Annotated in this window: 22 protein-coding genes; 7 read left to right on the forward strand and 15 right to left on the reverse strand. The window is 43.3% G+C overall.

Features of this window, described 5'->3' with window-relative positions:
- Nucleotides 1-2: 2 nt before the first annotated feature.
- Nucleotides 3-434: a helical membrane plugin domain-containing protein gene (locus tag K2225_RS17420; RefSeq protein ID WP_220585906.1), complete on the reverse strand. Its 432-nt coding sequence runs from the start codon at nucleotides 432-434 to the stop codon at nucleotides 3-5.
- A gap of 367 nt (nucleotides 435-801) precedes the next feature.
- Entirely contained in the window at nucleotides 802-1,719 is a 918-nt protein-coding gene (locus K2225_RS17425; protein WP_220585907.1) for an aldo/keto reductase, read from the reverse strand.
- A 195-nt stretch (nucleotides 1,720-1,914) separates the two neighbouring features.
- On the opposite strand from K2225_RS17425, the gene K2225_RS17430 reads away from it, so the two are divergent.
- On the forward strand, nucleotides 1,915-3,111 hold the full coding sequence (locus tag K2225_RS17430) for a cytochrome P450 family protein (RefSeq protein ID WP_220585908.1): 1,197 nt from the start codon (nucleotides 1,915-1,917) through the stop codon (nucleotides 3,109-3,111).
- Nucleotides 3,112-3,148: 37 nt separating this feature from the next.
- Here the strand turns inward: K2225_RS17430 and K2225_RS17435 are convergent, their stop codons facing one another.
- From K2225_RS17435 to K2225_RS17445, 3 genes are all read right to left on the reverse strand, one after another.
- The gene (locus K2225_RS17435) at nucleotides 3,149-3,874 is read right to left on the reverse strand and encodes a TspO/MBR family protein (RefSeq protein ID WP_220585909.1); all 726 of its coding nucleotides are present in this window, start codon (nucleotides 3,872-3,874) and stop codon (nucleotides 3,149-3,151) included.
- A gap of 122 nt (nucleotides 3,875-3,996) precedes the next feature.
- A complete protein-coding gene (locus tag K2225_RS17440; protein WP_220585910.1) occupies nucleotides 3,997-4,935 on the reverse strand; it encodes an HD-GYP domain-containing protein in 939 nt (312 codons plus the stop codon).
- 96 nt (nucleotides 4,936-5,031) lie between these two features.
- The gene (locus tag K2225_RS17445; RefSeq protein WP_220585911.1) at nucleotides 5,032-5,724 is read right to left on the reverse strand and encodes a coiled-coil domain-containing protein; all 693 of its coding nucleotides are present in this window, start codon (nucleotides 5,722-5,724) and stop codon (nucleotides 5,032-5,034) included.
- Nucleotides 5,725-6,015: 291 nt separating this feature from the next.
- Here K2225_RS17445 and K2225_RS17450 point away from each other — a divergent pair, with 291 nt between their 5' ends.
- Nucleotides 6,016-6,906 carry a fructose bisphosphate aldolase gene (locus tag K2225_RS17450; RefSeq protein WP_220585912.1) on the forward strand — a complete coding sequence of 297 codons (891 nt, stop codon included), beginning with the start codon at nucleotides 6,016-6,018 and terminating at the stop codon, nucleotides 6,904-6,906.
- Between the two features lie 40 nt (nucleotides 6,907-6,946).
- Here the strand turns inward: K2225_RS17450 and K2225_RS17455 are convergent, their stop codons facing one another.
- The 4 genes from K2225_RS17455 to K2225_RS17470 form a co-directional block, all read right to left on the reverse strand.
- Nucleotides 6,947-9,556 carry a heavy metal translocating P-type ATPase gene (locus K2225_RS17455; RefSeq protein WP_255574658.1) on the reverse strand — a complete coding sequence of 870 codons (2,610 nt, stop codon included), beginning with the start codon at nucleotides 9,554-9,556 and terminating at the stop codon, nucleotides 6,947-6,949.
- A gap of 21 nt (nucleotides 9,557-9,577) precedes the next feature.
- Complete coding sequence (locus tag K2225_RS17460) at nucleotides 9,578-9,964, reverse strand: ArsR/SmtB family transcription factor (protein WP_220585913.1); 387 nt, start codon at nucleotides 9,962-9,964, stop codon at nucleotides 9,578-9,580.
- A 435-nt stretch (nucleotides 9,965-10,399) separates the two neighbouring features.
- Nucleotides 10,400-12,208 carry a YhgE/Pip domain-containing protein gene (locus tag K2225_RS17465; RefSeq protein ID WP_220585914.1) on the reverse strand — a complete coding sequence of 603 codons (1,809 nt, stop codon included), beginning with the start codon at nucleotides 12,206-12,208 and terminating at the stop codon, nucleotides 10,400-10,402.
- A gap of 2 nt (nucleotides 12,209-12,210) precedes the next feature.
- Entirely contained in the window at nucleotides 12,211-14,211 is a 2,001-nt protein-coding gene (locus K2225_RS17470) for an efflux RND transporter permease subunit (RefSeq protein WP_220585915.1), read from the reverse strand.
- A gap of 214 nt (nucleotides 14,212-14,425) precedes the next feature.
- Here K2225_RS17470 and K2225_RS17475 point away from each other — a divergent pair, with 214 nt between their 5' ends.
- The 4 genes from K2225_RS17475 (at nucleotide 14,426) to K2225_RS17490 (ending at nucleotide 18,324) form a co-directional block, all read left to right on the forward strand.
- Nucleotides 14,426-14,992 carry a TetR/AcrR family transcriptional regulator gene (locus K2225_RS17475; RefSeq protein WP_220585916.1) on the forward strand — a complete coding sequence of 189 codons (567 nt, stop codon included), beginning with the start codon at nucleotides 14,426-14,428 and terminating at the stop codon, nucleotides 14,990-14,992.
- Nucleotides 14,993-15,740: 748 nt separating this feature from the next.
- Complete coding sequence (locus K2225_RS17480; protein ID WP_220585917.1) at nucleotides 15,741-16,481, forward strand: metal ABC transporter ATP-binding protein; 741 nt, start codon at nucleotides 15,741-15,743, stop codon at nucleotides 16,479-16,481.
- A gap of 3 nt (nucleotides 16,482-16,484) precedes the next feature.
- Nucleotides 16,485-17,342 carry a metal ABC transporter permease gene (locus K2225_RS17485; RefSeq protein WP_220585918.1) on the forward strand — a complete coding sequence of 286 codons (858 nt, stop codon included), beginning with the start codon at nucleotides 16,485-16,487 and terminating at the stop codon, nucleotides 17,340-17,342.
- A 37-nt stretch (nucleotides 17,343-17,379) separates the two neighbouring features.
- Nucleotides 17,380-18,324 carry a metal ABC transporter substrate-binding protein gene (locus K2225_RS17490; RefSeq protein ID WP_220585919.1) on the forward strand — a complete coding sequence of 315 codons (945 nt, stop codon included), beginning with the start codon at nucleotides 17,380-17,382 and terminating at the stop codon, nucleotides 18,322-18,324.
- 245 nt (nucleotides 18,325-18,569) lie between these two features.
- Here the strand turns inward: K2225_RS17490 and K2225_RS17495 are convergent, their stop codons facing one another.
- Entirely contained in the window at nucleotides 18,570-18,920 is a 351-nt protein-coding gene (locus tag K2225_RS17495; protein WP_220585920.1) for a YqfO family protein, read from the reverse strand.
- A gap of 147 nt (nucleotides 18,921-19,067) precedes the next feature.
- On the opposite strand from K2225_RS17495, the gene K2225_RS17500 reads away from it, so the two are divergent.
- Nucleotides 19,068-19,526, forward strand: coding sequence for a GNAT family N-acetyltransferase (locus K2225_RS17500; protein WP_220585921.1), 459 nt, complete (start codon nucleotides 19,068-19,070; stop codon nucleotides 19,524-19,526).
- Nucleotides 19,527-19,583: 57 nt separating this feature from the next.
- On the opposite strand, the gene K2225_RS17505 is transcribed toward K2225_RS17500, so the two are convergent.
- From K2225_RS17505 to K2225_RS17525, 5 genes are all read right to left on the reverse strand, one after another.
- The gene (locus tag K2225_RS17505) at nucleotides 19,584-19,979 is read right to left on the reverse strand and encodes a VOC family protein (RefSeq protein WP_220585922.1); all 396 of its coding nucleotides are present in this window, start codon (nucleotides 19,977-19,979) and stop codon (nucleotides 19,584-19,586) included.
- 217 nt (nucleotides 19,980-20,196) lie between these two features.
- Nucleotides 20,197-22,107, reverse strand: a complete 1,911-nt coding sequence (locus K2225_RS17510; protein ID WP_220585923.1) for an LTA synthase family protein — start codon at nucleotides 22,105-22,107, stop codon at nucleotides 20,197-20,199.
- A 273-nt stretch (nucleotides 22,108-22,380) separates the two neighbouring features.
- Nucleotides 22,381-23,394 (reverse strand): ABC transporter permease, encoded by a 1,014-nt coding sequence (locus K2225_RS17515; RefSeq protein ID WP_220585924.1) that lies wholly within the window; start codon nucleotides 23,392-23,394, stop codon nucleotides 22,381-22,383.
- Nucleotides 23,395-24,264 carry an ABC transporter permease subunit gene (locus K2225_RS17520; RefSeq protein ID WP_220585925.1) on the reverse strand — a complete coding sequence of 290 codons (870 nt, stop codon included), beginning with the start codon at nucleotides 24,262-24,264 and terminating at the stop codon, nucleotides 23,395-23,397.
- Nucleotides 24,265-24,437: 173 nt separating this feature from the next.
- Entirely contained in the window at nucleotides 24,438-26,057 is a 1,620-nt protein-coding gene (locus tag K2225_RS17525) for an FAD-dependent monooxygenase (protein WP_220585926.1), read from the reverse strand.
- Nucleotides 26,058-26,318 lie beyond the last annotated feature (261 nt).

A 26,318-nucleotide genomic window follows, 5' to 3' on the forward strand; every position in this document is an offset into this window, starting at 1 on the left:
TCCTACTCTTTGTGATTGCGTTCAGCAGATACTTTTAAGTATGCGTTAACGAAACGGAACATTTTTTGAGCTTGAGGGTCTTTCAACATCTTCATCAAGCCGAATAGTCCGATGACTTCTGAGCTGCTTTCCGCATGGTCTTTCGCTTCGATTGCGTTCTGTGCTACTTCTTTCACGGAATGTTTGAGAGGTTCAGCCACTTCTGACATGAACTCAACCGTGTCTTTTTTCAGAACTTCATCCGTCGCAAGCGCTTGAACGGTGTCGTAGGAGCTTGAAAGAATCTTCACCAATTCGGTAAGCTTCGGAAGCTCTTTCACAAGAACAGTCAAAGATTCCTGTACTTCAGGTTCCAGTAGTTGGTCGAGCAGTTCACGCTCGTCACGAGCAACGTTTGTCTGCTCGTCTTTTTCTGTTGTGAATGAATCTGCCATATCCACTTCTCCTTTTTTTGAGCCCGGGGCTCATTTTTTTATAAGTAAATAACTAGTACAAGCAACGAAAGCTCTACCTGTTATAAAACAGTAAGAGTGCCATTTTATAGCTAACGTTACTAGAGTAAAATATAATCTTGTGAAGCACAACACATTCTTACAAAATAAACGCTTACAATTATGATTTTTTCATAATCCCCATTCTTTTTACAGCATTTTCAATCAAAAAGACGGATTTATCGCTCTTATTATCATTTGCTAAAGACTTTTTCTCATTCTAGATTCTCCCTATTTTATAGGAGGAAAGGTTCTCCATACGAAAAGAAGGCTAACCGCAAACCCGATTAGCCTCCTACTCCAACAGATATTACGGTAAATCGTTACCAGCAGCCCGGTAAAGCTCGTACCACTCTTCTCTGGACAACACAATATGAGAAGCTTTGGCAATGTCCTCCATCCGCTGTGTATTCATTGTCCCCACGACAGGTTGAATGTTAGCAGGGTGACGCAGAATCCAGGCAATCGCGATGGCAGAGTCTGTCACGTCATATTTTTCAGCCAGTTCCTGAAGCTTGGCATTCACTTCTGGGAACGCGTCATTTCCTACAAAAGGCCCTTCAATCATTCCGTGCTGGAAAGGCGACCATGCTTGAATGGTGATGTCATTCAGGCGACAGTACTCCAAGACGTTGCTGTCCCTGACGACGGCCGGATCGTTTTGCATGTTCACATTGAATCCTGCATCAATCATCGGCGTATGGACGATACTGAGTTGCAGCTGGTTGACGATCAGGCTTTCTCCCATATATTTCTTCAGTAGTTCCATCTGCATCGGGTTTTGGTTACTGACACCGAAGTAACGCACCTTTCCGCTTTCTTTCAGATTGGTAAACGCTTCTGCTACTTCTTCCGGCTCCATTAAAGCATCTGGACGGTGGAGCAGAAAACTGTCCACATGATCTGTATTTAACCGCTTTAAACTGCCTTCCACAGACTCCAGAATATGCTCTTTAGAAAAATCGAAGAAACCTTTGCGGATGCCGCACTTTGTTTGGAGCTTGATGTCCTCACGTGACACGCTAGTCTTTTTCAGAGCTTCCGCAAATACAGACTCCGACTCTCCTTTTCCATAGATATCGGCGTGATCAAATAAATCGACTCCATTCTCGACTGCATTCGTGATCACTTCAGATGCATCCTTCGTGCTCAGTTCACTCATTCTCATACAGCCGAGTGAAATTTCCCCGACCTGTAAATCACTTTGACCTAGTTGTATTTTCTTCACTTTGCTTCCACCTTTCTTTCCAAGCCTACCCTTATCCTATCACTTTCCCTCAAAATCGTAAGGAATAACGCTTACAATAAAAGGAGTACCAGGTCATCCAGAATCTGGATGACCTGGTACTCCTTTTATTTCCATTTGCACTTAATCCCTTATATAATCCAAGGTAGACAGATCATTTCAGAGGAGGAACTTTGAATGGGGAACATGGAAACACTTCAGCAGTCAAACTTTAAAACAGGAGCCTATCCTTTCTACAAAGAATTGAGGGAAGATCAACCCATTTTTTCAATGAACAGTAGTGGAACGAACCACTCCTGGATGATTACGAAATATAATCACGTGAAAGAACTTTTGAAATCACCCAGTTTCATTAAGGACCAAAGCAAATTATTTTCTTCTTCATCTCAAGACGCTGAACAAAATGAATTCAATATCTTCCAAAACATGATGCTCGACGTTGACCCACCTGACCATACCCGCCTGCGCAAACTCGTCCAACCTTATTTCAACCCTAAAACCATTAAGCAGCTAGAACCCAGAATCCGTGAAATTGCAGATGATCTATTGAACCAGATGAAACAAAAAGAAACAACGGTCGACTTAATTGATGATTACGCTTTTCCACTTCCCATTATCGTCATCAGTGAGATGCTAGGTGTTCCCGCAGCAGACCGGGATAAATTCAGAACATGGTCCAACACCATTGTCTCAGCATCCAATGAAATGGACCCTGACTTTATGGATGATGTAGAAGCTTTCACTACCTATTTGACGGAGCTTTTTGAACAAAGGAAAGCCGAACCTCAGGATGATTTGGTTTCCCATCTCATTCAAACCGAAGAAGACGGGGAACAGCTGACGAGGAATGAACTCTATTCTATGATTGTCCTTTTGATCATCGCCGGTCACGAAACAACGGTCAATTTGATCGGGAACACCCTATATGCTCTGTTTGAACATCCTGACCAGCTTGAAAATGTAAAGGCTGACCCTACTCTCATTCCTGGTGCAATCGAAGAAGGGCTTCGCTATTACAGTCCTGTCGATTTTTCGACCGCTCGGTGGGCAGATGAAGACATCGATTTCCACGGCCAGTTGATCCGGCGTGGTGATTTCATCTTGGCTTCCATTAGTTCCGCCAATCGGGATGAAGAAAAATTTGAACGCGCCTCTCATTTTGATGTTACGAGAGAAAGAAATGCTCACGTCGCATTTGGTTTTGGAATTCACTTTTGTCTCGGCGCCCCTCTCGCGCGACTGGAAGGAAAAATTGCTCTGGAAAAACTGCTATCAACATTTCCGGACATCCATCTAAACCACGATGTACGCTCACCTGAATGGCGCTCCGTCTTCCTTTTAAGAGGACTTGATTCCCTCCCTGTTTCTTGGTGAATAAAAAAAGCCACTTGATGTAGGCATCAAGTGGCTTTTATTTTTTTCTAACTGCATATAAAATGGTGATCACAAGTAGCAGTCCCGCAAGAATAAAAGCGGAGTTCACAACTAGAGGTACGTCGCTGCCTTGATTTTTCACCCCGATGCCGATAAACGCCCAGACAAAAACGAGCGGATATACCCAATCATCCTGACTTTTCATAAAGAAGACAGCAAGCAATGTACCTATGACCATCAACAATACCGTCCATACGGAGGCGGAAATTCCAAACCCATCCCAGCCGATGTAGGTTAAATAGTAGCTGATGTTTGCGATGGTTGCGACACTGATCCAACCAAGATAAACAGAGAACGGAAGCCGGTCGAAAAAAGAGGCCTCATTTTTCTGTAAGGTTTGATATAAGCGGATCAAAGTCAACAGCAATCCTATCATTACTAAAACCGAAAGCCCAAAAAATTCATAATGCCACATAAAAATCCAGAAACTGTTCAGCAAGCAGCTTAAGACGAAGAGTCCGCTTGTCTCTTGATAAATGGGCAGGTCCCTTCTACTTTTCGGGAACTGTCGGAGCACCCAGATTCCTAGTAAAATGTAAATGAGCCCCCATATGCTAAATACATAACCAGCCGGGGTAAATAAGACGTTGAGTTTATTGGAAATTTCCCCTGTTGTCTGGCCGTTCAGCGGAAGTATGTTCGCGAGTGCATTTACAATAACTACGAGAAGAAAGGCAAACAAGTTGATGATGAACTTCCCCATTCCTACCCCTCCTTTATCCATCCATGTGTTGTATATTATTCCTTTACCCGGTGAATTAAAACTTATATATTGGTCGTAGTCCAATATTATGGTGTGGATTAAAAGCAAAAAACCGATTCCTTTTATTTGGAATCGGGAGAGACAGAGGTTTGTTCATTTTGGTTTTCTTTATTTAGGACAGTCACAAGAGCTTCCACAACTTCCGCGTCGTAATGAGACCCTTTTAACCGGACGATTTCAGCAACCGCGTCGTCTATGGAAAAAGCTTTTCTATAAGCACGATCTTTCGTCATCGCATCAAAGGTATCGCTTACTGCAATGATTTTTGATTCTATGGGTATTTGGTGATCAAGCTTCCCATATGGATAGCCACTTCCATCCAATCGTTCGTGATGCTGCTCAATGATTGGACTTAACTCTTCGTATGAAGTACCTTTAAGCATGTCCGCACCATCCAACGGGTGTTTTTTTATAATCTCAAACTCTTCATCCGTCAGCCTATCCGGCTTATTCAGTATTTCGTTTGGAACATGAACTTTCCCTATATCATGAATGACAGCAGCTATTGTCAAATTCTCCAGCACTTCTTTCCTTAACTTCATCTCTCTGGCTATTTGAACCGAATACTTCGCTACTCGCTCACTATGACGATGGGTATAAGGGTCTTTCTGTTCCACTTTATTTTTTATTTCCATCAGAGAAGACATATCTTCACTTAGGTACACAAAGGTTTGTTCAGTAAATGCACATAGCAGTTCGACTCTCGATTCAGCCGTAAAATGTACCGGTTCTTCCAAGTTACGGGCTGTAAAGTAATCCCCTGCCCCTATCCGCTTTCTTTCAGAACCTAGTTCGCAAAAAGCTTCCCCTGAAAGCACATAGTAAAACTCAAGTGCCAACGGGTTGTCACTAGGGTAAACATAAAATAATTTATCTTTTTCAATAAGCTGATGGACCAGTTCGACCCCGTCTCCCTTAGACAAAAGACTTAATTCCATGTTCTCCTCTATTTTGACAGATTCCAGCGTCTCACCCTTACGATTCAGTTGAAAACCCTTCATAGAATCACACACCTTTATACGAATAAAAACGAATCCTTTGACAGGACTCGTTTTTATTCTACACTACCGTTATCTGAATTGTCACTCAAATCAAGATTACCATCCTACTACCCGGATTGGGTCGATCCAGACCCATCGATCCGCAAAGCGGACAAGCTTCCAACTACACTCTGCCTTTACGCCTTTCTCTGCCGCCTTCTCGATGGTATCTTGAGACATTTTCAATGTTTCATCATAAGTGTCTTGAACGACTTTATCCAAATCTTCTACGTAGTCCTCTGTCAATTTCTGCGCTTTCTCTGATTTCTTACCCAGTTTTCCCTTGAGTTTCTCTATTTTGTCTTTTAATTTTTCTTCATCTTTGTGACCTGTATCTATCAATGCTTCCAGTTCTGAGATGTCATCTTCAATGGACGCGATTTTTCCTTCGACCTTAGCTTGTTCCTCTTCTAACTTTTCATCAATCTTCGCTAACTTATCCATAGCCTTTTGTTTTTTCTCTTCATCCTTTTCCTCTTCCGCCAACTCTTTTAACGCTTTCTTTCTTTCCTTTTTAAGTTTGACCACTTCTTTGCCTTCTTCTACTTTCCGTAGATCTAACGTGTACTCCGCTTTTAACTCATCGGCCTTTTCTACTGCTTTTTCAATTTTCTCTTCGATTTCAACATTAGTTTTCTCAATCAATTCCAAAGCTTTTTCGATGTCTTTCTGCTCATCTGCATACACATTCATCCCCGAACCAAAAACAAAAGCAAGAACAACCAGCAAACTTCCCAACATTCTCTTCATGTACGTACCTCCCGTAAAAATATACTTGCCAAAAGCCGCCAACAGTGCATCTATTCGTATAAATCTAAGATGTTAGTAAGTAGTCTTAATGAACTAGTTCTTTTTGCTCTCATAAATTTTACCATTACCACCATTTTCCTTCAACAAAAAAGGTCGAATAATGAACAATTAATTCTCTATAACGAAGTGATACACAGACTAAACTGTCTTCTTAAACAAAGGTTATAGATGGCTCTGTTAAGGGAACAGTATAAAGGGAAATTTTCACACTACGAAAAAGGAGTGGAAAACATGAATAATAAGCAATTTGAAAAAATGAAGAACGGTAATGGATTTATCGCTGCGCTTGACCAAAGTGGTGGAAGTACACCGAAGGCACTGGCAGCTTATGGTGTCCCGGAAGATTCTTATTCAGGCGAGGATGAGATGTTCGATCTTGTCCATCAAATGCGGACAAGAATCATCACCTCCCCATCTTTTGATGCCGACCATATCCTAGGAGCCATCCTCTTCGAGCAAACGATGGACAGGGAAATCGAAGGTCAATTCACAGCTGATTACTTGGCCAGCAAAGGGATCGTTCCTTTCCTTAAAGTCGACAAAGGGTTGGCGGAAAAGGAAAACGGCGTCCAGCTCATGAAACCGATTGATGATCTTGATGAAACATTGCGGCGTGCCAATGAACGTAACATCTTCGGCACGAAGATGCGGTCTGTCATTCATGAGCCGAATCCAAGTGGAATCAAAGAAGTTGTTCAACAGCAGTTCGACATTGGAAAAAGAATTATCGCTTCAGACCTTGTACCAATCATCGAACCAGAAGTCGATATTCACAGCAGCGACAAAGAAAAATGCGAGGAACTTCTCCGAGACGAGATTTTGAAACACTTGAACGAGTTATCTGAAGAGGAGAACGTGATGCTGAAGCTTACGATTCCAACTCAACCAAATGCATACAAAGAACTTGTCGATCATCCTCGAGTCGTCCGAGTCGTTGCCCTTTCCGGTGGTTATTCCCGTGAAGAAGCGAACGAAAAGCTAAAAGAAAACAATGGTGTTATCGCAAGTTTCTCCCGTGCCCTGGCTGCAGATTTGAATGCCAATCAGTCTGAGCAGGAATTCGATGCAGAGCTTAAAAAAGCTGTCGATTCCATCTATGACGCCTCCGTAAATAAAAAATAGCAGCAAAAAAAGGTGCGATCCATAGATCGCACCCTTTTTTTTATTTACTTCTTAATAATCTCATACTGTTGAGAATGACAAGTAAAGCTGCCCCTGTATCACTCAAAACAGCCATCCATAAGGTCAGGAAACCCGGGAAAATAAGCATCAGTGCCGCAAGCTTCGTCACTAAAGAAAACCACACATTCTGCTTGATGATTTTCAACGCTTTCCTACTCAAGCGAATCGTGTGCGGCAGCTTTTCCAGGTTATCTGCCATCAGAACAATATCTGCCGTTTCCATAGCGGTATCTGTCCCTGCTCCCCCCATAGCGATGCCGAGATCAGAGGTCGCTAAAGCCGGGGCATCATTGATTCCATCCCCAACCATGGCTACACGCTTTCCTTCTGCTTGAAGCTTCTTTACAGCTGAAACTTTATCCTCGGGCAAGAGCTCAGCGAAATAACGATCGACGCCTGTTTCCCTGGCAATCTTATCCGCTGTCCCTTTGTTGTCCCCTGTGAGCATCACCATTTCCTGCATGCCCACCTGCTTCAACTTTTGAATGGATTGAACGGTGATATCCCGAATGGTATCGGCGACAGCGATGAGGCCTAGAGCTTTCTCAGAGGTCCCTACAACGACAATGGTGTGTCCCTCTTTTTGCAACTGATCCATCCGTTCTTTAATATCAGAAAGAGGTACCTGCATGTCTTCAAACAACTTTGGACTTCCAGCAAAATATTCTACGCCAGCCAACTTCGCTTTCGCCCCTTTTCCTGCAATGGACTGAAAGTCTTCCCCTTCTATCGCTGCGATGTTTCGTTTGGCGGCATACGTCGTAATCGCCTGCGCAATCGGGTGGGTGGAATATTCTTCAATGGTACGCGCCACACGGATCAGCTCCGATTCACTTATGCCAAGTGCGTGCATTTCAGAAACCTTTGGGCGTCCTTCTGTAAGCGTCCCTGTCTTATCGAAAGCGATGGCTTTGATGGTTCCCGCCTTCTCAAGAAAAGTACCGCCCTTGATGAGGACTCCATTTTTAGCTGCATTACCAATGGCTGAAACAATCGCGACTGGTGTGGAAATTACAAGAGCACAAGGACAGGCGACCACGAGTAAAGCGAGCCCTTTATACAGCCACTCTCCCCAAGTGCCAAAGCCAAAGAGAGGCGGAAGGACCATAACCAACAGAGCGAGAGTGAATACAATCGGCGTATAAACTCGCGCAAAACGGTCTACAAATGCCTGGGTAGGAGCTCTTTTCTCTTGAGCCTCTTCTACAAGGTGAATGATTTTGGCTATCGTTGTATCTTCCACAAGCTTCGTCACTTCAACTTCTAATGATCCACTTTCATTCACTGTACCTGCATATACGATATCTCCCGTTTGTTTGTCTACAGGCAAGGATTCTCCTGTGATTGGTGCTTGGTTGACACTGGATGTGCCTGTCACCACTTCACCATCCAAAGGAATTTTCTCTCCTGGTTTAACGATGATGACTTCACCAACCCCAACCACTTCTACCGCTTTACGGACAAGTTGGTTCCCCGATTTGACCGTAGCTTCTTTTGGCGTGAGATTGATCAAACTCCTGATTGATTCTCGCGTCCGTTCAATTGACCGGTTTTGAAGTGTATTTCCTAATGCGAACAACCATACGACCATGGCCCCCTCAAACCACTCGCCGATAAGGGCTGCCCCGATGGCTGCCGAAGCCATGAGGACGTTCATATCCAAAGAACCGCTCTTGATTGCATAAAAAGCACTTCTCGCAGGCTTGAAACCGCCAATTAAAATAGCCGCTGCATAAAAAGCCGTGATGAAATCTGCCGGGAGATTGGTGAGTGATCCAATAAAGCCGAAACCTAGGAACAAGCCAGATAAGGTTGTCGTTGATGTTCCTTTACTTTTGACAGGCTGCTCATGACGGTCGCCCCTTTTCCCCTCCAAGGAAGCTTGAAATCCAGCCCTTCCTACTTCTTTTATAATTTCTTTCGGAGAGGTCGTATGCTGAATCTGCATTTTCCCGGTTGAAAATTGGACTTGAACGTCATGAACGGCAGGATTTTTGCTCAAATGCTTTTCAATCGTCATGGCACAAGAGCCACAATCCATGCCGTCTATTTTATAGGTTTGTTGATCCTTATGACGATCCACCCGTTCGGCCTCAAAACCCAACCGGCGAATATGTTTCGGGATCTGGTTATAAAGATCTTCATTCGCGGCACCTACCGTCATCTTGCCCGTCCCGTACTGCACGTTGACGGAATGGATTCCGCTGAGCTTTTGCAGCCCTTTTTCAATCGTAGCTGCACAAGAAGGACAGTCCATACCTTTCACATTGAACTTCACCACGTTGGAACCTTCAAGTCTGTCTGAGGTACAGCATGAAACATCTTCTTGTTCATTCCCACAGCAATCGACCTGGGATGCTTCACCACCCTTGGTATCACTAGAACAACACATGGTGGTTGCCTCTGCTTCTTCCGTGGCAGAGGAGCAACAGGATGTTTCCATTTTGTCTTTACCCTTAGAGCTGGAACTGGAACAACAAGTGACTTTCGGCTCCTGTTCTTCTTTGACACTCGAGCAACAGGAGACCGTTTCATCTTTCATAACCTTTTCCGAACTTGAACAACAGCTCGATTTCTTCTCCTCATTCATTCCTCTCACCTCTGTTTCTTTCTAAACTTCTTTCGAATGTTGAATTGCAATAGAGACCAACTGGTGTACATGTTCGTCAGCTAAAGAATAAAAAACGAGCTTCCCTTCCTTACGGTATTTAGCTAATTTCATATTACGCAGTAATCGGAGGTGATGCGAAGCGGTGGCTGTGGTTGAACCAATGATGTTTGCTACGTCACAAACACAGAGCTCATTTTCAAGTGTCAGCGCGTAAGCAATTTTCAAACGCGTGGCATCGGACAGGGCTTTAAAAATTAACTCCACACCAATAACTTCCTCCATCTTCGGCTGGACCCTTTGGACAAGTTCTTCATCATAACAAAAAGTGTCGCACGTATCTTTGGCCGTTTTCTTCACAACATTTTCACTCAATATATTCACCTTCATTCAAATATTCGTTTTAATGTTTAAATATAGTGTATGCCCTTTCTTCCAACTTCGTCAATGGTATGAATCAAATAATCATTTGAATATAAAAATAACTCGATGTACCCTGAGGCACTGACCAAGATTTCTATCCTTTTATCGTCAGCGCGATATTTTTGTGCGATTCGCACACTCTTAAGCGCTACTCGCATACTCTTTGGCGCGATCCGCACACTCTTTGGCGCGACTCACACCCCCTTTGGCGCGACTCACACCCCTTTTGGCGCGACTCACACCCCCTTTGGCGCGACTCACACCCCTTTTGGCGCGACTCACACCCCCTTTGGCGCGACTCACACCCTTTGGCACAATTAGCATACTCTTAGCCGCGAGCTTCCCTCTTTCATACAAAAATAAAAAGCCTTCTCTCAACTGAAGTTGAAAGAAGGCTCCTCTTTACCTGAACAAATCCAACAAGCGATCCCAGAAGCTCTTTTCTTTTTCTTTCTCTGGAACCTCTTCTTGTTCTTCGTCCTTTTTGATGCTTTCTGTTTTAATGACAAACTGTACGGATCCAACCTTTTCATTCTTTTCTGATACGAAGGAAGTTGGTTCAAAATCAGATTTATCGTATTCTTCGACCATTTTTTCAATTTCCGAGTCCATCTCACCAGGTAAATTGCTCGTGTTGGACGCTAATTTGGATGTACCTTCGTGGAGTTCTGCAGCCCCATTTTCGAGTTCGTCGGTTCCGTTCGTCAGACTTCCAATGCCGCTGTGAATGTCTGCATAAGACCCTGCCAGCTGGTCAACTCCACCTGTATAATCTTTGAGTCCAGCGTGAAACTCACCATATTTCGATGAAAGCGACTGTAATCCTTCCTGCAATTGTTTTACAGACTCACCGATATCCATATTTTCCATACCGGCCCCGATCTGGTCAGCCATCGCGCTCAGGTTTGTGCTCATTTCATTCAATGAACCCGCACTCTGTTCCAAAGCTGGGCCGACGGATTGATACGCTTCTTTGACATTAGCGTACGTTCCTTTTGCGGTTTGAGCGGCCTGATATGTTTCTACCAACTTATTGACGACTTCCTTGTCAGCTCCACTTTCACGCAAGGCCTGGATTTCCTGTTCTGAAATCTGATACCCGGGAATGGCTTCAATGGACTGACTCAGGGCCTGATGGGCTTGGCTGTACTGATCCTTCAGATTCGTCAAACCTTTTCTAACCTCATTCAATCCTGCAGAAAGCTGACGCAAGCCCTCTTCCATTTTGGCAAAATCACTAACGTTCACTTCACCAGATCCAGAAGCGACAGCCTCGTTCATCTGTTGCAGCGCGTTTTTAATGGAAGCTGAGCCTTCCACAAGCTCTGATGAACCATTGCTTAACCCTTGGATGCCGCTATTGAATTGTTCTGATCCGCCGTACAGACTTGCTGCGCCATCATTCAGTTCAGCTATTCCGTTTTTGAGTTCCCCGACACCCTGGTTGATCTCAGCCGTGGCATTCGATAAGGAGCCCATGTCGTTCTTCATCCCGCCAATGTCCGGGGCGTCAATGGACATGGAGGATGGAATCGCTGCAAATTCAATGCTTTCCATCTCCAAGTCGGTAACGTCCGCGGTAAGAGTGAAACTTCCTTCTTTTTCAGGCATGACGGTGAAGGTCACTTGCCGGTCTTTCCCAGCGTTCGCGACCGTTCCTTCGGGAGCTTGAATGTTTTCATAAATCATGGAATCAAGCTTCATCGTGATCTGCATCAAGTAGTTGTTGAAAAAGCTCTCATCCGCCTGTTCATTTTTCGTTGTATCAATGCTCACTTTGAGACTGCCGTCTTTTCCGATCAGATCTTCAGGATTCATGACTTCTCCATCCAATTGATAGGAAACATCAATATCCCAAGGCAGTGGTTTGCCTTCTAAATTTCCTTGATAGTAGTACTCTTCTTCTTTCGCGTGCAATTCGACTTTTTCATTCTGCTGCTGTATTTCTGTGACATCCGTCAGGTTCTGAACACTTGTATAAGGGCCATAATCTATGATTTCCCCAGGCTCTTCGATTGTAAAATTGTTGACGACGTACATTTCCTCTTGATCACCGGAAGCATCAAGCGTGGTGTACACAACTTCATGCTTTTTCGAGTAGGAGCCTTTCCCTTCCGGCTCTGTTTTTCCGTTGTCCTCTGCCGACACAGGAACGGCCGGCAAGACGAGAAGAAATGCTGTGAACATCGCTGTCGCACGTTTGAATCTCATCCTCACTTCTCCTCCTTATAAAAGTTAGCTTTCCAAGTCGTTTTTTTAATCACACCATCAAAAATGACGAGCAGGGCCGGAAGTACGAACACAACCATAAGGAAAGCAAGCAACGCTCCGCGGCCTAACAACAACCCGATAGAAGATACAATCGGATTGGAGGATGTGATCCATAAAATGAATCCGACACTCGACAATATGGCCGCTGATACGAAAATCGCGAAGATCTTATCATCGATCGTCTTCTTAATTGCTTTTAGCGCAGGCATTTCTTTTCTCAAATGATTATAGTTTTCCGTAAATAAAATGGCGTAATCCACCGTCGCCGCGAGCTGGATGGTACTGATTAACAGATAACCTACGTAAACCAGAGACGTATCCATAAAGTACGGGAATGATAAGTTGATCCATACGGAAGCCTGAATCGTCACAAGCAGAACGACAGGGATTGAAATCGAACGGAACGTGAGCAGCAGCACGAGCGCTACGGTCACGACCGTCAGAATATTGACGAGCCGGTTGTCGTCCTGGACGATGTTTTTCATATCAAACAAAGTGACACTCTCACCAAGCATATGTGTTTCATCATAATATTCCCCGGTGACTTGCTTAATTTTCTCTATGAGAGAAAAAGCTTTATCCCCCTCGGCATCCGTTTCAGTGTACAGAGTTATCCGTGCGTAGTTCTCTGAATAAAACGACTCCGTGATCGACTCTTCCAAATAAGCGGGAGGGATGGCAGGGCTGACCATGTTTACGTAAGAGATGACACTTGAAACTAGTGGAAGGCTTTCTAATTCCCGTACAAGCTCTTCCTCCTTGGCGCGATCCCCTTCAGGTACAAGCAAAACCATCGGCATATTCTTTCCGAACTCCTCCTGAATCGCTCTTGCATCCTGGCCTGCTCGGGTATTTTCAGGGTGTTCGCCTGTTCCATAAATAAATGAAGTTTCACTTTGCGCCAGAAAGGCAGGAACGATGATCAGAATGACAAAAATCAAACTCGGAATGCGGAATTTCATGACACGTCTGCCGATCCCTTTAAAATCTGGAACAAACGGACGATGCTGGGTACGGTCAATCCAGTGGTAGAACATCAGCGTAAGCGCTGGAAGGAAAATCATCACACTGAGGAAGCTCAGTAAAATCCCTTTCAGCAGGTTGAGACCTAAGTCTGCCCCGATGCCGAAGTCCATGAACGTGAGAGCCGTAAACCCGAAGAAGGTTGTCGATGCACTGGCAATGATCGCCGGAAACGACCGTTTCATCGCAAGCAGCATCGCTTCTTTCGGATCGGACACTTCTTTTCGATAATCCGAAAAGCTGTGCAGTAGGAAGATCGCATAGTCAAGCGATACCGCGAGCTGCAGGATCGGTGCGACGGATTGCGTAACAAACGACACTTCTCCAATGAAAATATTTGTCCCCAAGTTGATCAGGACAGAAACACCAATCGCAGTTAGAAAGAAGACCGGCTCCATCCAAGATGTCGTAGACAAAATCAAAATGAGGATAATAATCGGAACAAGTAAAGCTGCTGCATACATCGACTCACTGCCCGCCATCTTCTGGGAAACCGCCGTATTGACCGCTTCACCTGCAACTGCATTTTCTTCACCGATCAAATCATAAATGGCATCGGTCGCTTCCACTTCGTAGCCTTCTTGAATCGTCACAGAAAAAAGGGCCGAACGATCCTGATAATAGGTTTCGACGGTATCCGGGTCTGCCATTTCCAGCGGGACTTTCAAATCGATGACATCATCGAGCCACATCACATTGGTGACACCTTCGATTGAATGCAGGTCTTCTTTATAACTTAAGGCTTCGGTGACGGAGATCTCCTGGATCATGACCCGGGTATTTTCCACCGGCTCATCAAACTCTTCCTCCATCAACTCCATCGCTTCCATGGACGGAGAGTTTTCCGGCAGATAATCGACCATGTTGTAATTGACCGATACCCCGAACTGCGCCACCGTACTGAGAAGAGTTAAAATCATAAAAATGATGACAATGCTTTTCTTATGCTTAATTATTCTTGATGCCCAGCCAATAAGGCCTCACCTCTCTTGCAAATGACATTCATACATTCTATCATTTTATTAACACCGTGTTGGATATTCAACAAACAGTTCTTTAACTATCGTCAGTTTCCCAACATAACTTTATTTTGTGTTGGATTGTCACATAAATGTAACAAAAGGGGCCGGAATTATGAACGAAAAACTCGACCGCAGAAAAAAATATACAAGGAAAGTACTAAAGGAAAGTTTGATCAGTCTGCTTGCGGAGAAGCCGATTTCGGATATTACTGTAAAGGAATTATGCGCGCTTGCTGATATCAACCGTTCGACCTTCTACACCCATTACTCTGACCATTACGACCTGCTCAGCAAAATCGAAGAAGAAGTCACAGAAGATATGAACCGCTACCTGCACAGCTATAACTACGAACATGAAGAAGAATCCATTCAAATGACTGAAAAAATCCTGGAATATGTCATCGAAAACAAACTCATGTTCCAGACCTTACTCAATAAAGAAGCGGCTCCGACTTTTGAAAAAAGAATGATGGATCTGACGCGGGGCTTCATGAGGAACAATTGGATGGACGAGCATGTGGCGAATCAGCATGAGTCGGAGTATTTAAGTTCCTTTGTCATCAGTGGCGCGATTCACGTCATCAAAGATTGGATCGAAAAAGATATGGATCAGTCACCGAGAGAAATGGCGGTCATGATCAATCACTTTATTAATTATGGTTTTTCTTATTTGGAATGATACCCAAAGGGGAGTTTGAGGGCATTCATCATTGTGATTCAAAGATTTTATAATAGCCCCTTCCCCCTCTTGAACTTAAGTGGTTCAGCAGCTCTTTTTCATATAGATGAATGGAGAAGACGCAAACAGGATAAGAAACACACTAACTACGAGGGTTCCCAAGAAATTCCCCACTGACATCATTCTTACAACCATCGTTGTACTGATTAACCACACATACAATAAAATCCCTCTTTACCGCAAAATATCATCCAGTAAGCAAAAGCTATAGGAATTCATTCCACCCCCATCTAGTCCCCTGAAATTTTCAATAAAATGGACCCTGCAGTGATTTCTCTTGAATCCTGATATTTTCCTCTTATCTTTTCTAATCCAAACCAAATAAAGGTTATGAAAAAAGCAATAATGGAGAGATCACAGGGAATGGGGGGAAATGATTCTGAACTTTTCCCTCCCACCACTCACCTAAGTCACGAAGCCAAAACTTTAAAAACGTTTTTTAATAAAGGTTGACTTTTATTGGTTTCACCTATATATTTTGCACTAAGGAAACTTTTTAAGTGATCTTCAATTATTGTCAACTTTTCATGGGTTCCCCCATATAGTAAAAGGACTATTTTTTTACCCAAAAAGTTGCACTGAGGAAAATTAAATGAACGAAACAAATTTTTGTGATACTACGACAAAACCATGAGTATATCTAAACCTCATTGATCATGGGGAGATTCATAATAAAGGAGGAGAAAAGATGGCGCATGCTGCTCTATCCATCAAAAATCTGCACGTTTCTTACTATGGGAATGAAGCGGTAAAAGAAGTCAGCTTAACCGTGAATTCAGGAAATCTCGTCGGAATTATTGGTCCAAATGGCGCTGGGAAATCCACTTTTTTAAAAGCCATGCTGAACTTGATTCCACGGGATAAAGGGGAAATTAGAATCCTTGGAAAAACGGTGAAAGAAGTGAGGAAAAAAATCGCTTATGTCCCTCAACGGAATGATATCGACTGGGATTTCCCGATCACCGTCCTTGATGCGGTACTGATTGGCACCTATCCTAATTTGAAATTATTCAAGCGGCCAAAAAAGAAAGATAAAGAATGGGCCATGGAATGTCTACGAAGAGTTGGCATGGAAGAATTCAGCAAAAGACAAATCGGGGAATTATCCGGCGGTCAACAGCAACGTGTCTTCTTAGCCAGGGCCCTTGCCCAAAAAGCCGAGTTGTTTTTCCTTGATGAGCCGTTTGTCGGTGTGGACGTAACGAGTGAAGAAACGATTGTCCGCATTTTAAAAGAACTGTGCTCGCAGGGTAAGACGGTCATTGTCGTCCATCACGATTTGAGTAAAGCCAACGATTATTTCAACCAACTCATTCTTTTAAACAAAGAATTAATAGGATTCGGCTCCGTCCAGGAAGTCTTCCAGACGGAAATCATCGAAAAAGCCTACCAAGGACAGTTTGCTTTCATGAAAGAGATAGGAGTGTAAATCATGGCTTTTATTGAAGCTGTAATGCAATACGGATTCTTACAAAAAGCGCTGTTAACGTCGATCATGGTCGGAGTCATTTGTGGAGTGGTCGGCTGTTTCATCATTCTAAGAGGAATGGCCCTCATGGGGGACGCCATCTCTCATGCCGTCTTACCTGGAGTTGCTATTTCTTATATGTTCGGGATCAACTTCTTTTTTGGCGCCGTTTTCAGTGGTGTCATCACAGCGATTGCCATCGGGTTCGTCACCCAGAACAGCAGAATCAAACATGATACATCCATCGGTATTATGTTCACGGCAGCCTTCGCTGCAGGAATTATCATCATTACCATGTTGAAAAGTAGCACAGACCTCTACCATATACTGTTCGGTAATGTTCTCGCCGTCAGAGCCTCTGATATGTGGATCACACTCGGGATCGGTGTTGTCATCCTGGCCGCGGTGTACCTTTTTTATAAAGAACTCCTGGTCACCTCCTTCGATGAAACAATGGGAGCTGCTTACGGACTGCCCGTACGACTGATTCATTACTTCCTGATGACCCTTCTTACGATGGGGACAGTCGCTTCTTTACAAACCGTAGGAATCGTTTTAGTTGTTGCGATGTTAATTACCCCGGCTGCCGCTGCCTACCTTTTGACGGATCGTTTATGGGTGATGATTTTTCTTGCATCAGGAATAGGGATTCTATCTTCTGTCATTGGCCTTTATTTCAGTTTCACCTACAACCTGGCTTCAGGAGCGACGATTGTCATGGCAGCAACAGCGATCTTCATTCTTACCTTTCTGTTCTCACCTAAACACGGATGGCTATGGAGGATGTTGAAAGTCAGAAAGAAAAAAGCGTCTCTTGTTTAATAAACATTCATTTAGATAAAAAAGAGGAGGAATTTTCATGATTAAGAAAAAGTTTTTATTGTTAGCAGCTACCCTATTCAGCCTGCTTCTTCTTGCAGCCTGCGGTGGCGAGGAAGCGAACGGAAACACGGACCAAGAGGATGGAAAAGTCCAAGTCGTTACTACGTACTCCATTGTATATGACATTGTAAAAAACGTGGGCGGTGATCTAGTCGACATACACAGCTTAGCACCTATTGGATCCAACCCTCACGAGTATGACCCGCTGCCGGAAGACGTGAAAAAAACTACGGATGCGGATGCTGTATTCTATAACGGCTTAAACCTTGAAGCAGGAAACGCGTGGTTCGACAAATTGATGGAGACCGCAGGAAAAGACGGCGAAGATGCCCCTGTTTTCCTCATGAGCGATGATGTAGAAGCTATGTACTTAACATCAGAAGGAAATGAAGGAGAAGAAGACCCTCACGCATGGCTGGATGTACAAAACGGAATCAAATATGCCGAAAATGCAAGAGATGGACTCATTAAAGTCGATCCTGAAAACAAAGAAGTCTATGAAGAGAATGCTGAGGAATACATCGCCAAACTGCAAGCATTGCACGATAAGGCCGTTGAACAATTCAATCAAATCCCTGAAGAAGAACGTGTACTTGTAACAAGTGAAGGGGCGTTCAAGTACTTCAGTGAGGCCTACGGTTTCCAAGCCGAATACATCTGGGAAATCAACCAGGAAAATCAAGGCACCCCCGAACAAATCACAAGAATTGTAGATATCATCAATGAAAAACAAATCACAGGATTATTCCTAGAGACGAGTATCGATGCGCGCAGCATGGAAGCCGTATCTGAAGAAACTGGTGTTCCAATCATGGGCGACGTTTTCACTGATTCTTTAGCTGAACCAGGCGAAGAAGGCGATACGTACATTTCCATGATGGAGTCCAACATCAATACAATCAAAGAAGGATTGAGCAAATAACTCAAAAAGCTGTCAGCATGACATCATGTTGGCAGTTTTTTATGTTTTTATCTGAGTCCTTCCCATGCCTCGATGGTTTCAAATCGGTATCTTTCTCCTTTTGAGAACATGTCTTTTCCAAATCCTCCAATGAAACGAAAAAGCAAGCCTCATTATGAAAAGTACCTTAAGTGAAAATCCAAACCATGCATTTTCTTACTAATGAAAAAAGCCTCCACATATGTAAACATACAGAGGCCCGCCTGCTAATGCTGCTTTCTTGCCTCCCTTTCCTCCGACACTTGAATGACGGGTTCATCCCACGGGTGATTTGGATAAATCCCTTCCTCAATCACCCTTCTTAATATGGCTTCATCCTTTGGAATAGAAAATTCGATCCGAAGCGAAGTGAGAGTCGTTTTCTCTCCTGCCTTCCCTTCTGCAGGAACGGCTTCTTCCCCTGGCACAAACTGCTCCATTCCATCCCTCGACTGCCACATCACGTTCTTGTAATTCCCTACTCTCAAATCATCAATGCTCAGTATTCCCTGGACCACTGCATCCACATATTCTGGAACTACAAACGTTTTAATACGATAGATATCCACTAATTCCATCTGACACACCTTCCTGAATAATGATTTCATGTATAGTATCTTCTATAATGAAGAACTTACCCTTTCCTTAAACGATCATGAATAGAGGTGCAACCTTTCTTATTCTTAACCGTATGAATAAGGATCACTAAAAAAGGAGCTCATCAAATGACGACTTTACGCAGAATGACCGAAGAAGAATTTGTGCAATACAATGATTTTTCCATTGTTGCTTATGCAAAGGAAAAAGTGGCTGCGGGAAATTGGACAGAGGAAGAAGCGCTTGAAAAAGCGAAAGCGACCCATGCAGAATTGCTTCCTGATGGAAGACATACAGCCAATCATTTTCTTTATACAATCCTTAATGAAGAGCGCGAAAATGTAGGGTCCTTGTGGATTTGTAAACAATCCACAGACAAGGCCTTCATCTATGACATCCGAGTTTCAGATGACCATCAAGGTCAAGGACATGGAAAGAAAGCAATGAGAATGGCAGAAGAGGAAGCCAGGAAAATCGGGGTGCAGAAGATTGGCCTTCATGTGTTTGGTCATAACACAGTGGCAAGGAAATTGTACGAGAACCTGTCCTATAAAACGACAAACGTAAAGATGGAAAAAGACATTTAACTAGAAATCTTCTCATCCTCACCTAAAAAGAACCCTCGCTAAAGGGTTCTTTCCTTGTTATTTTGCATTTTCATCCGGTTGGTGCACCCCAAAGATGTTTCCTTCCGTATCCAGGTAGTACCCCTGCCAAGCCATACCAGGCAGTGCATATTTAGGCAAAGCGACCTTGCCCCCATGATCAAGGATGATAGCTTCAATCGCATCATAGTCTTCTACTCCAATTGTACAGGCAAAGCCATTCAACGCCTGATTCAATTCCGGCGGTGCACTTTTGCGCTGCATTAAAGCACCGTTGATCCCAAGCTGATCCTCTGCTCCTGTCACCACTCCGAAATAAGGCATTCCTGCGTACTCACTCCAGTCTTCGAATTTCCAATCAAAGACCTCTCCATAAAATTTCTTCGCTCGTTCCATGTCATCGACATGAACTTCAAAATGCACAACTCTTCCCATCATTCCCACCTGCTTTTCATAGATTTTGTTCAGCACTTAAAAGCCTTTACGCTTACATATTCGCCTAACAATCATCTACTCCTTCTTAAATTTCTGCGAAGATTAGCTAATTAACTGGGGAGATTATGGAAAACTGGAAAGCTTATATACGTGAAAAAACCGTGCTGTAAAAAAAAAGCTTGCAGAGAAATGAAAGGTCTCTCTGCAAGCTTTTTATCTACTTTTTATCCTTTGAAGAATCTTTTTCTTCAATCATTTCTAATTCATCGAGGTAACGTAGCAAATCTCCGTACACGACGGAATCAGATAAGGCCAGCTCTTCTTCAGCCTGCTTGAAGCCAGGTGCACAAGACTCACCTTCTACGGGTTCACCTGATTCTCTGTCATAACAGTTTCCATTCACACCAACATACTTTTCATTGGCGAAGTTTCCATCTCGTGTGACCATCATTTCGCGACGATTTTCACTGAAGAGATCCTGACCAAATTGAACAGGGTTCTCATCTTCGACACCTAAAAGATTCATAAGCGTCGGACGTAAGTCAATCTGCCCTCCAACGGTGTCGTTTTCCTGCGGTTGGATGCCTTCTCCTAAAATAAGAAGAGGCACACGCTGCAATTGGAACTGCTCGTAATCATTGATGTCTTTATCGAGGTACTCTCCCATCGCTTGCTTATGGTTTTCAGAGATACCGAAGTGGTCCCCATAGATTACAAGAATCGTATCATCATAAAGCTCGGATTTCTTGAACTCTTCGACGAACTGCTTCAATGCCTCGTCCTGGTAGCGAATCGTCTGGAAATAGCGGTTCAAGGTTTCACTGGACGTATTTCCTTCTTCAACGAATTTCTTTTCTTCAGGCAATGTGAACGGATGGTGGTTGGTCAGCGAGATCATTTTATTGTAGAACGGCTGCTCCAACTGTTCCATCTTATCTAAGGAGTCACTGAAGAAATACTCATCAAGGTAACCCCAGCCGTAGGACTTCTCTTCGGTCACGTTAAAATCCTTCTTAGAGAAGTACTCATCATATCCGAGAGAATCGTACATGACATTACGGTTCCAGAATGTTTCATCATTGGCGTGCATCGTTGAGGTGAAGTATCCTTGTTCACCCAATACTTCAGGAGTCGCTTGATATTCGTTTCCTGAGTGAGTGAAGAAAGCTGCTCCTCGATTCAGTCCATACAATGAATTATCAAGTAAGAACTCAGAATCGGACGTACGGCCTTGTTTGACCTGGTGGTAGAAGTTGCTGAAGTAAGCCCCTTCTTCTTTCAGGTCGTTGAAATACGGAGTCAATTCTTCCCCGTTCACCGTATTATCCACAACAAAAGTCTGCGTACTTTCAAGGGACAGTGCAATGACGTTTTTCCCTTCAGCTACGCCTGTCATTTCACTGTTTGGCTCTGTTTTTTGCTCATTGATATAGTTCAAAACTGGAGACAATTCATTACTATCGGCAAACGTCTTCTTCGCTTCTGTCTGCCCCTGCAGGACGATATCGTACGCGTGAAAGTTCAGCACACCGATATACTTCACGAGCATGTTGCGGTCAAATGCCCGCTCCAGCAGTTGTGTACGCTCCGTTGTCGCCCAGCCTAAGTTCACAAGAAACAAAGGAATCGCAATGACAGCCAAAATCAGGCCTTCTTTTCTTTTCGGCATAAAACTTTGGAAGCGTTCCGGTTTCAAATAGAAAAGTAGGAACGCAGCAATCACTACATCGACGAATAAGAAAATGTCTGTCACAGATAGAATTTTAGTGATACTTCCACCCATCCCTGCCAAGTTCGCAGCTTGACCTAACATCGGGATGGTCAGGAAATCACTGTACTCCCTGTAGAACAGAACGTTTACATATAATAGAAGGGATCCAAATATATACGTGGCAAGCATCCCTCTTCGACCTGCCAGCATAATCCCCACTCCGAATAAGAGGAAAATACTGCTCAATGGGTTAAAAGCTAGAATAGCCGCTTCATTGGCGTTTTCAATATCAAGGGTGAAAATACCGCCTTGAATGAAATACATCTTCGCCCAGAAGATGGCCATCACTGCAGCATATATCATACTTTTCTTCTTAAACGCGGGGTCTTTCATTTTCGTTTTTAATTTTGAAAACATGATCAAACCTCCGTTGATTTAACCTTTATCTATTTTCATCAGTTTTTCCATCATCAAGTCTCGTATACTATCATTTCTTGAAATCATTGTAAATGACGACGAAACTTATCATAACATATGTTCGATAGAAAGATACCATTATCATAGAACTGTTAAACTCATTTAAAGAGATGACATAACCGTTACATAGAAGTTAAAAAGCAGACAAAAAATCCCACCAACAATGATAAATGGTCGGTAGGATTTCCTAATAAGTTTTTATAAATCTATTTATTACGCGTTTCTTTTTAATAGTTCAAACCACTTTTCATCACTAGGATCTGCTTGCTTCAACTCCATATCCTCGAATGAATGATCTTTTTCCGGCTTGGATGCGCGTAAACTTTTTTGAATTCCATTTGTAATACCAATTAATGATAATACGAATAAGACGAGAAAAAGGAGCGGCACGCCGATCAGCCATGGCATATTCGTCATGATCGTGTCGTAGTACATGCCTATAATTGAAGCCCAATCAAAAGTAATCGGCGACGGTGGTTCAACCACGATGCCGTAAACGACATGGGTCCCTCCGAAGAACATTTCAAACACCCCTAAATGGGTAAGAATCAACGTAGCCTGAATGGCCTGCATCAATAAGAGACGAAGCCAGCTCTCTTTCAATTGGGGAATCAAGTGATTTCTGAAAAGATGCCACCCTCTTCCCCCAAGCACACGACTGGAGGTTACATATTCTTTTTTCAAAACTTCACTCGTTTCATTAGCCATTAAGATGGCTGCGGGCGGTACGAGTAATAGAGCTAAAACTATAACCTCAACCGTAATACGAAAAGCTAAAGTCGTAGGAAAACCATCATAAGGTTCAATCATCAACGGCTTAAGAAATTTATAGGCAATCAAAGAAGCCGGAATAAAATACATGACAGAAATCACTTGCTCAAATCCTTGAAAGAACTTGATTTTTTGTACGAATCCTAAAGGGATCCCGATGACAAACGCTAGACCAAAACTGAGAAGGGCTACCGCCAAAGTCCCTAGAATGGTGTACTTAGCCCCCATTAAAATATAGAAAAACAAGTGGTTTCCCGCCATATCCGTTCCTAAGATTGAATGATCAAACGGGGCAAAGGGCGGAGCCCCTTCCAATTGTCCATTCTCATCATAGGTAAACGGGGTCTTCGGTATCATGGAATCAAAGAAAAGAGCATGAGCGAAGCTGCCAATGAGCATCACCGCGATAAACACAAAACCTAACAAGAACGTCGGCTCTTTCCAGATATGCTTCATTTAGAGAGATACCTCCTGCTGGGTCATAAGGTAAAGCAGCCCCTCTATCATTTTCAACCCTACATAGATGGGAAAAAAGAATAAAATCGCCGTAACAAAAAACACAGGAGGCTGAGTGTAATTCAGTAAAAAGACAGTCATTCCGAAGTTATTGAACAGATATTCGACGATCAGCAGGTTACTGATCATTAAACTGATGATGAATTTACTTTGATAAGCGAGACGAACCAATAAATTCCTGAGCATATGTACACAAACAATCCTTAGCTTATGCAGCCCTTTGCTTGCCGCTAAATCCACATAAGGTTCTCCTTCTTCATCCTTTATCATAGCAAGAATGGTTTTTAAGAAGTAGATGAAAGGCAGGAGGGATAGGACCACCCCAGGAAGCAATAAGGCTTCCTCTGTACCTGTTCCTGTAAACTTAGCAAACTTCACGCCTGTTTGTATGTACACCCAAACGAGAAACATTTGTGAAACCAGCACGTAGACAACATCGGGGATCGTTTGGAAAATCGAAGCGATGGACATGATCCCTTTATACAATCTCCCTGAAACGAACCTTAACAGAATGCTCAGAAACAGCGCCGAAGTCAAGGAAACGATCAGTGCGATCCCAATGACAGACATTGAGCTCCAAAAAGGCTTGAATATAATAGGAAACAAATCGCGTTCTACTCCCGATGTTGGATTGGTGTAAATCAAAGATCCTGGACTCATAATTTTCTGTAAGACCTCCCCAATGGCTTGGAAACCAGGCCATTGCAGACCAGAAACAGAAGTGAACATGGGAGAAATACTTACCAGGAATATGCCCACCAACAAATAGAACGGCCGGAGCATCTCACGGAATATATAGGACAAAGACATCAGACTCTCCTCCTGAAAATATAAACTGAAAGGTGCACGATTAGGTATAAAGACTCCTCGATGTATTCTCGTATATCCTACCATTCATTATTTGAATTGTAAAAAAATTCTAAGCGCGCCTTTCCCTTTATAAACATGAAAAAACCGCCTGTGCAGACGGTTTTTTTCACAACTTAACTAAAGAATTGTATGACGGTTTCCAGTGTTTTTTCAAGGTGTGCAGGTGACTCATGAAAAGCTACATGACCATCAGGACGGATTAGAAGAGTATGCCCTTTGTCCATTCCAAGCTTATTGCCCAAATGCCTGTGCACATCGTAAATGATCGGAAGCTCGCCACCTTCCGTCCTCACCGCTCCTCCTTTAGCAACGAGGAAAACCTTGATAAGTCCTTCATATTTTTCGTCGACCTTTTCGGCAAAAGCATAGGCCTCATCAATGAATGACTCATCTTGTGCATCTATATAAAGGAAGAAAACGTATCCATATTTCCGGATCAAAGGATATACACTTCTATCGTTGGAACCATCAAAGAATAAAAGATGGTCCGGGACACGTTCGCCTGCTCGTATGGCTTCCTTAGAAAGAGAGGAGTCTTGTAAGGATTTGTTTTTGGAGGTTTCTTCGTATTCGTTATATATATTGGAAAGGTGATTAGCGATCTTCTTTTGAACCCAGTCCTGCGTCAAGGCCGCTTTACCCGCCCAGTTCCGTATTTTCCCTTGGGCACCTTGAAGGTCGATGATTTTAAGCATGCGGGAGGTTTCTTTCAGTACATCCAATCCGATTGGTGCTCGTTCATGATGGTAGCTGTCGAGGAAAGAATCATCCGCAAAACCTTTAAGCACGAGATCCATCTTCCAGACGATGTTCGCTGCATCCTGCAAACCAAGATTCATCCCCTGCCCACCAATCGGGTTATGAATATGCGCCGCATCCCCAACGAAGAACACATTCCCCTTCCTGTAGTTGGGCACCTGCCGATGGGCAGTCCCAAAGTAGGAGAGCCATTTTGGATTCTCTACTTGATAAGACACCGACAATACCGTGTTCAAATTCTCCTGCAAATCCTCTAAAGACAATTCTTCTTTGTGAGGAAGCCCTTGTTTGGCTCGATTCATACCAACGACACGGTAACTGCCGTCTTTATATGGAAAGAAAGCGACAGCTCCCCGGTCATTCAGATGCATATTAATATAAATTTCCTTCAGCCCTGGAACATCAACGTCACCAAGGAAAAACGTGTACCCTTCATCCTCCCCTTCAAAAGGAACATTCAAATCCTGGCGAACTTTGCTATGAGCACCGTCACAAGCAAGAAGGTATTTGGCAACATACCTCTTAAGCTCCCCATTATGTTTTGCAGTAACATACACACCCTCATCCGTTTCCATCACTTCCACAACTTCTTGTTCTCTGTTGACTCTCCCTCCTAATGAGGAAAGGTGATCTTCCAATATGCTCTCGGTCTCACTCTGAGGAATAATAAGTAGATAGGGATATTGACTATCGATATGATAAAGTTCCACTACAGAGGGATTCTCTCCTCCGAGATGCAACTTGGAACCAGGCCCAGGATAGCCTTTATTCAAAAATTCCTGATGAACACCTAGAAGTTCAAACATTTCAAGCGTCCTCGCCTGGATACCAAGAGCTTTCGAAAGCTCTGACGGACTAGCCCTCTGCTCCAAGCAGATATAATTCATCCCCCGTTTTTGCAATTCATTGGCAGCCATCAACCCAGCCGGTCCTGCTCCGATAATCAGTACATCTGTTTCAATTACAGAAGTCATCAGTCGTACCCCTTCCCTTCGTCTTTGGTTCACAATTTTTATTATTAAACACGGATCATTTATTTCCGAAAAATGTATATCACTACTTATCTATGAAATATAAAGCCTATCATCATACGATACCCGTATTTGAACCTATGATGCACCTAACAGTATGTTCCCTATATTTCTTTTAAGGACTCCTTCATTTTCTACTTCAGGAAATAAAATTCATTAGAAACTCCTATGAACAGAGTAAAATGTCTATTTTATCTAAATATT

The organism is Halobacillus sp. Nhm2S1, from assembly GCF_019599545.1.
Taxonomy (GTDB): domain Bacteria; phylum Bacillota; class Bacilli; order Bacillales; family Halobacillaceae; genus Halobacillus.

Excerpts from the sequence above, each read along its gene's own strand:
- K2225_RS17420 (WP_220585906.1), bottom strand. The coding sequence starts at position 434 with ATGGCAGATTCATTCACAACAGAAAAAGACGAGCAGACAAACGTTGCT.
- K2225_RS17430 (WP_220585908.1), top strand. The coding sequence starts at position 1,915 with ATGGGGAACATGGAAACACTTCAGCAGTCAAACTTTAAAACAGGAGCC.
- K2225_RS17435 (WP_220585909.1), bottom strand. The coding sequence starts at position 3,874 with ATGGGGAAGTTCATCATCAACTTGTTTGCCTTTCTTCTCGTAGTTATT.
- K2225_RS17440 (WP_220585910.1), bottom strand. The coding sequence starts at position 4,935 with ATGAAGGGTTTTCAACTGAATCGTAAGGGTGAGACGCTGGAATCTGTC.
- K2225_RS17445 (WP_220585911.1), bottom strand. The coding sequence starts at position 5,724 with ATGAAGAGAATGTTGGGAAGTTTGCTGGTTGTTCTTGCTTTTGTTTTT.
- K2225_RS17450 (WP_220585912.1), top strand. The coding sequence starts at position 6,016 with ATGAATAATAAGCAATTTGAAAAAATGAAGAACGGTAATGGATTTATC.
- K2225_RS17455 (WP_255574658.1), bottom strand. The coding sequence starts at position 9,556 with ATGAATGAGGAGAAGAAATCGAGCTGTTGTTCAAGTTCGGAAAAGGTT.
- K2225_RS17460 (WP_220585913.1), bottom strand. The coding sequence starts at position 9,964 with ATGAAGGTGAATATATTGAGTGAAAATGTTGTGAAGAAAACGGCCAAA.
- K2225_RS17465 (WP_220585914.1), bottom strand. The coding sequence starts at position 12,208 with ATGAGATTCAAACGTGCGACAGCGATGTTCACAGCATTTCTTCTCGTC.
- K2225_RS17470 (WP_220585915.1), bottom strand. The coding sequence starts at position 14,211 with ATGATTTTAACTCTTCTCAGTACGGTGGCGCAGTTCGGGGTATCGGTC.
- K2225_RS17475 (WP_220585916.1), top strand. The coding sequence starts at position 14,426 with ATGAACGAAAAACTCGACCGCAGAAAAAAATATACAAGGAAAGTACTA.
- K2225_RS17480 (WP_220585917.1), top strand. The coding sequence starts at position 15,741 with ATGGCGCATGCTGCTCTATCCATCAAAAATCTGCACGTTTCTTACTAT.
- K2225_RS17485 (WP_220585918.1), top strand. The coding sequence starts at position 16,485 with ATGGCTTTTATTGAAGCTGTAATGCAATACGGATTCTTACAAAAAGCG.
- K2225_RS17490 (WP_220585919.1), top strand. The coding sequence starts at position 17,380 with ATGATTAAGAAAAAGTTTTTATTGTTAGCAGCTACCCTATTCAGCCTG.
- K2225_RS17495 (WP_220585920.1), bottom strand. The coding sequence starts at position 18,920 with ATGGAATTAGTGGATATCTATCGTATTAAAACGTTTGTAGTTCCAGAA.
- K2225_RS17500 (WP_220585921.1), top strand. The coding sequence starts at position 19,068 with ATGACGACTTTACGCAGAATGACCGAAGAAGAATTTGTGCAATACAAT.
- K2225_RS17505 (WP_220585922.1), bottom strand. The coding sequence starts at position 19,979 with ATGGGAAGAGTTGTGCATTTTGAAGTTCATGTCGATGACATGGAACGA.
- K2225_RS17510 (WP_220585923.1), bottom strand. The coding sequence starts at position 22,107 with ATGTTTTCAAAATTAAAAACGAAAATGAAAGACCCCGCGTTTAAGAAG.
- K2225_RS17515 (WP_220585924.1), bottom strand. The coding sequence starts at position 23,394 with ATGAAGCATATCTGGAAAGAGCCGACGTTCTTGTTAGGTTTTGTGTTT.
- K2225_RS17520 (WP_220585925.1), bottom strand. The coding sequence starts at position 24,264 with ATGTCTTTGTCCTATATATTCCGTGAGATGCTCCGGCCGTTCTATTTG.
- K2225_RS17525 (WP_220585926.1), bottom strand. The coding sequence starts at position 26,057 with ATGACTTCTGTAATTGAAACAGATGTACTGATTATCGGAGCAGGACCG.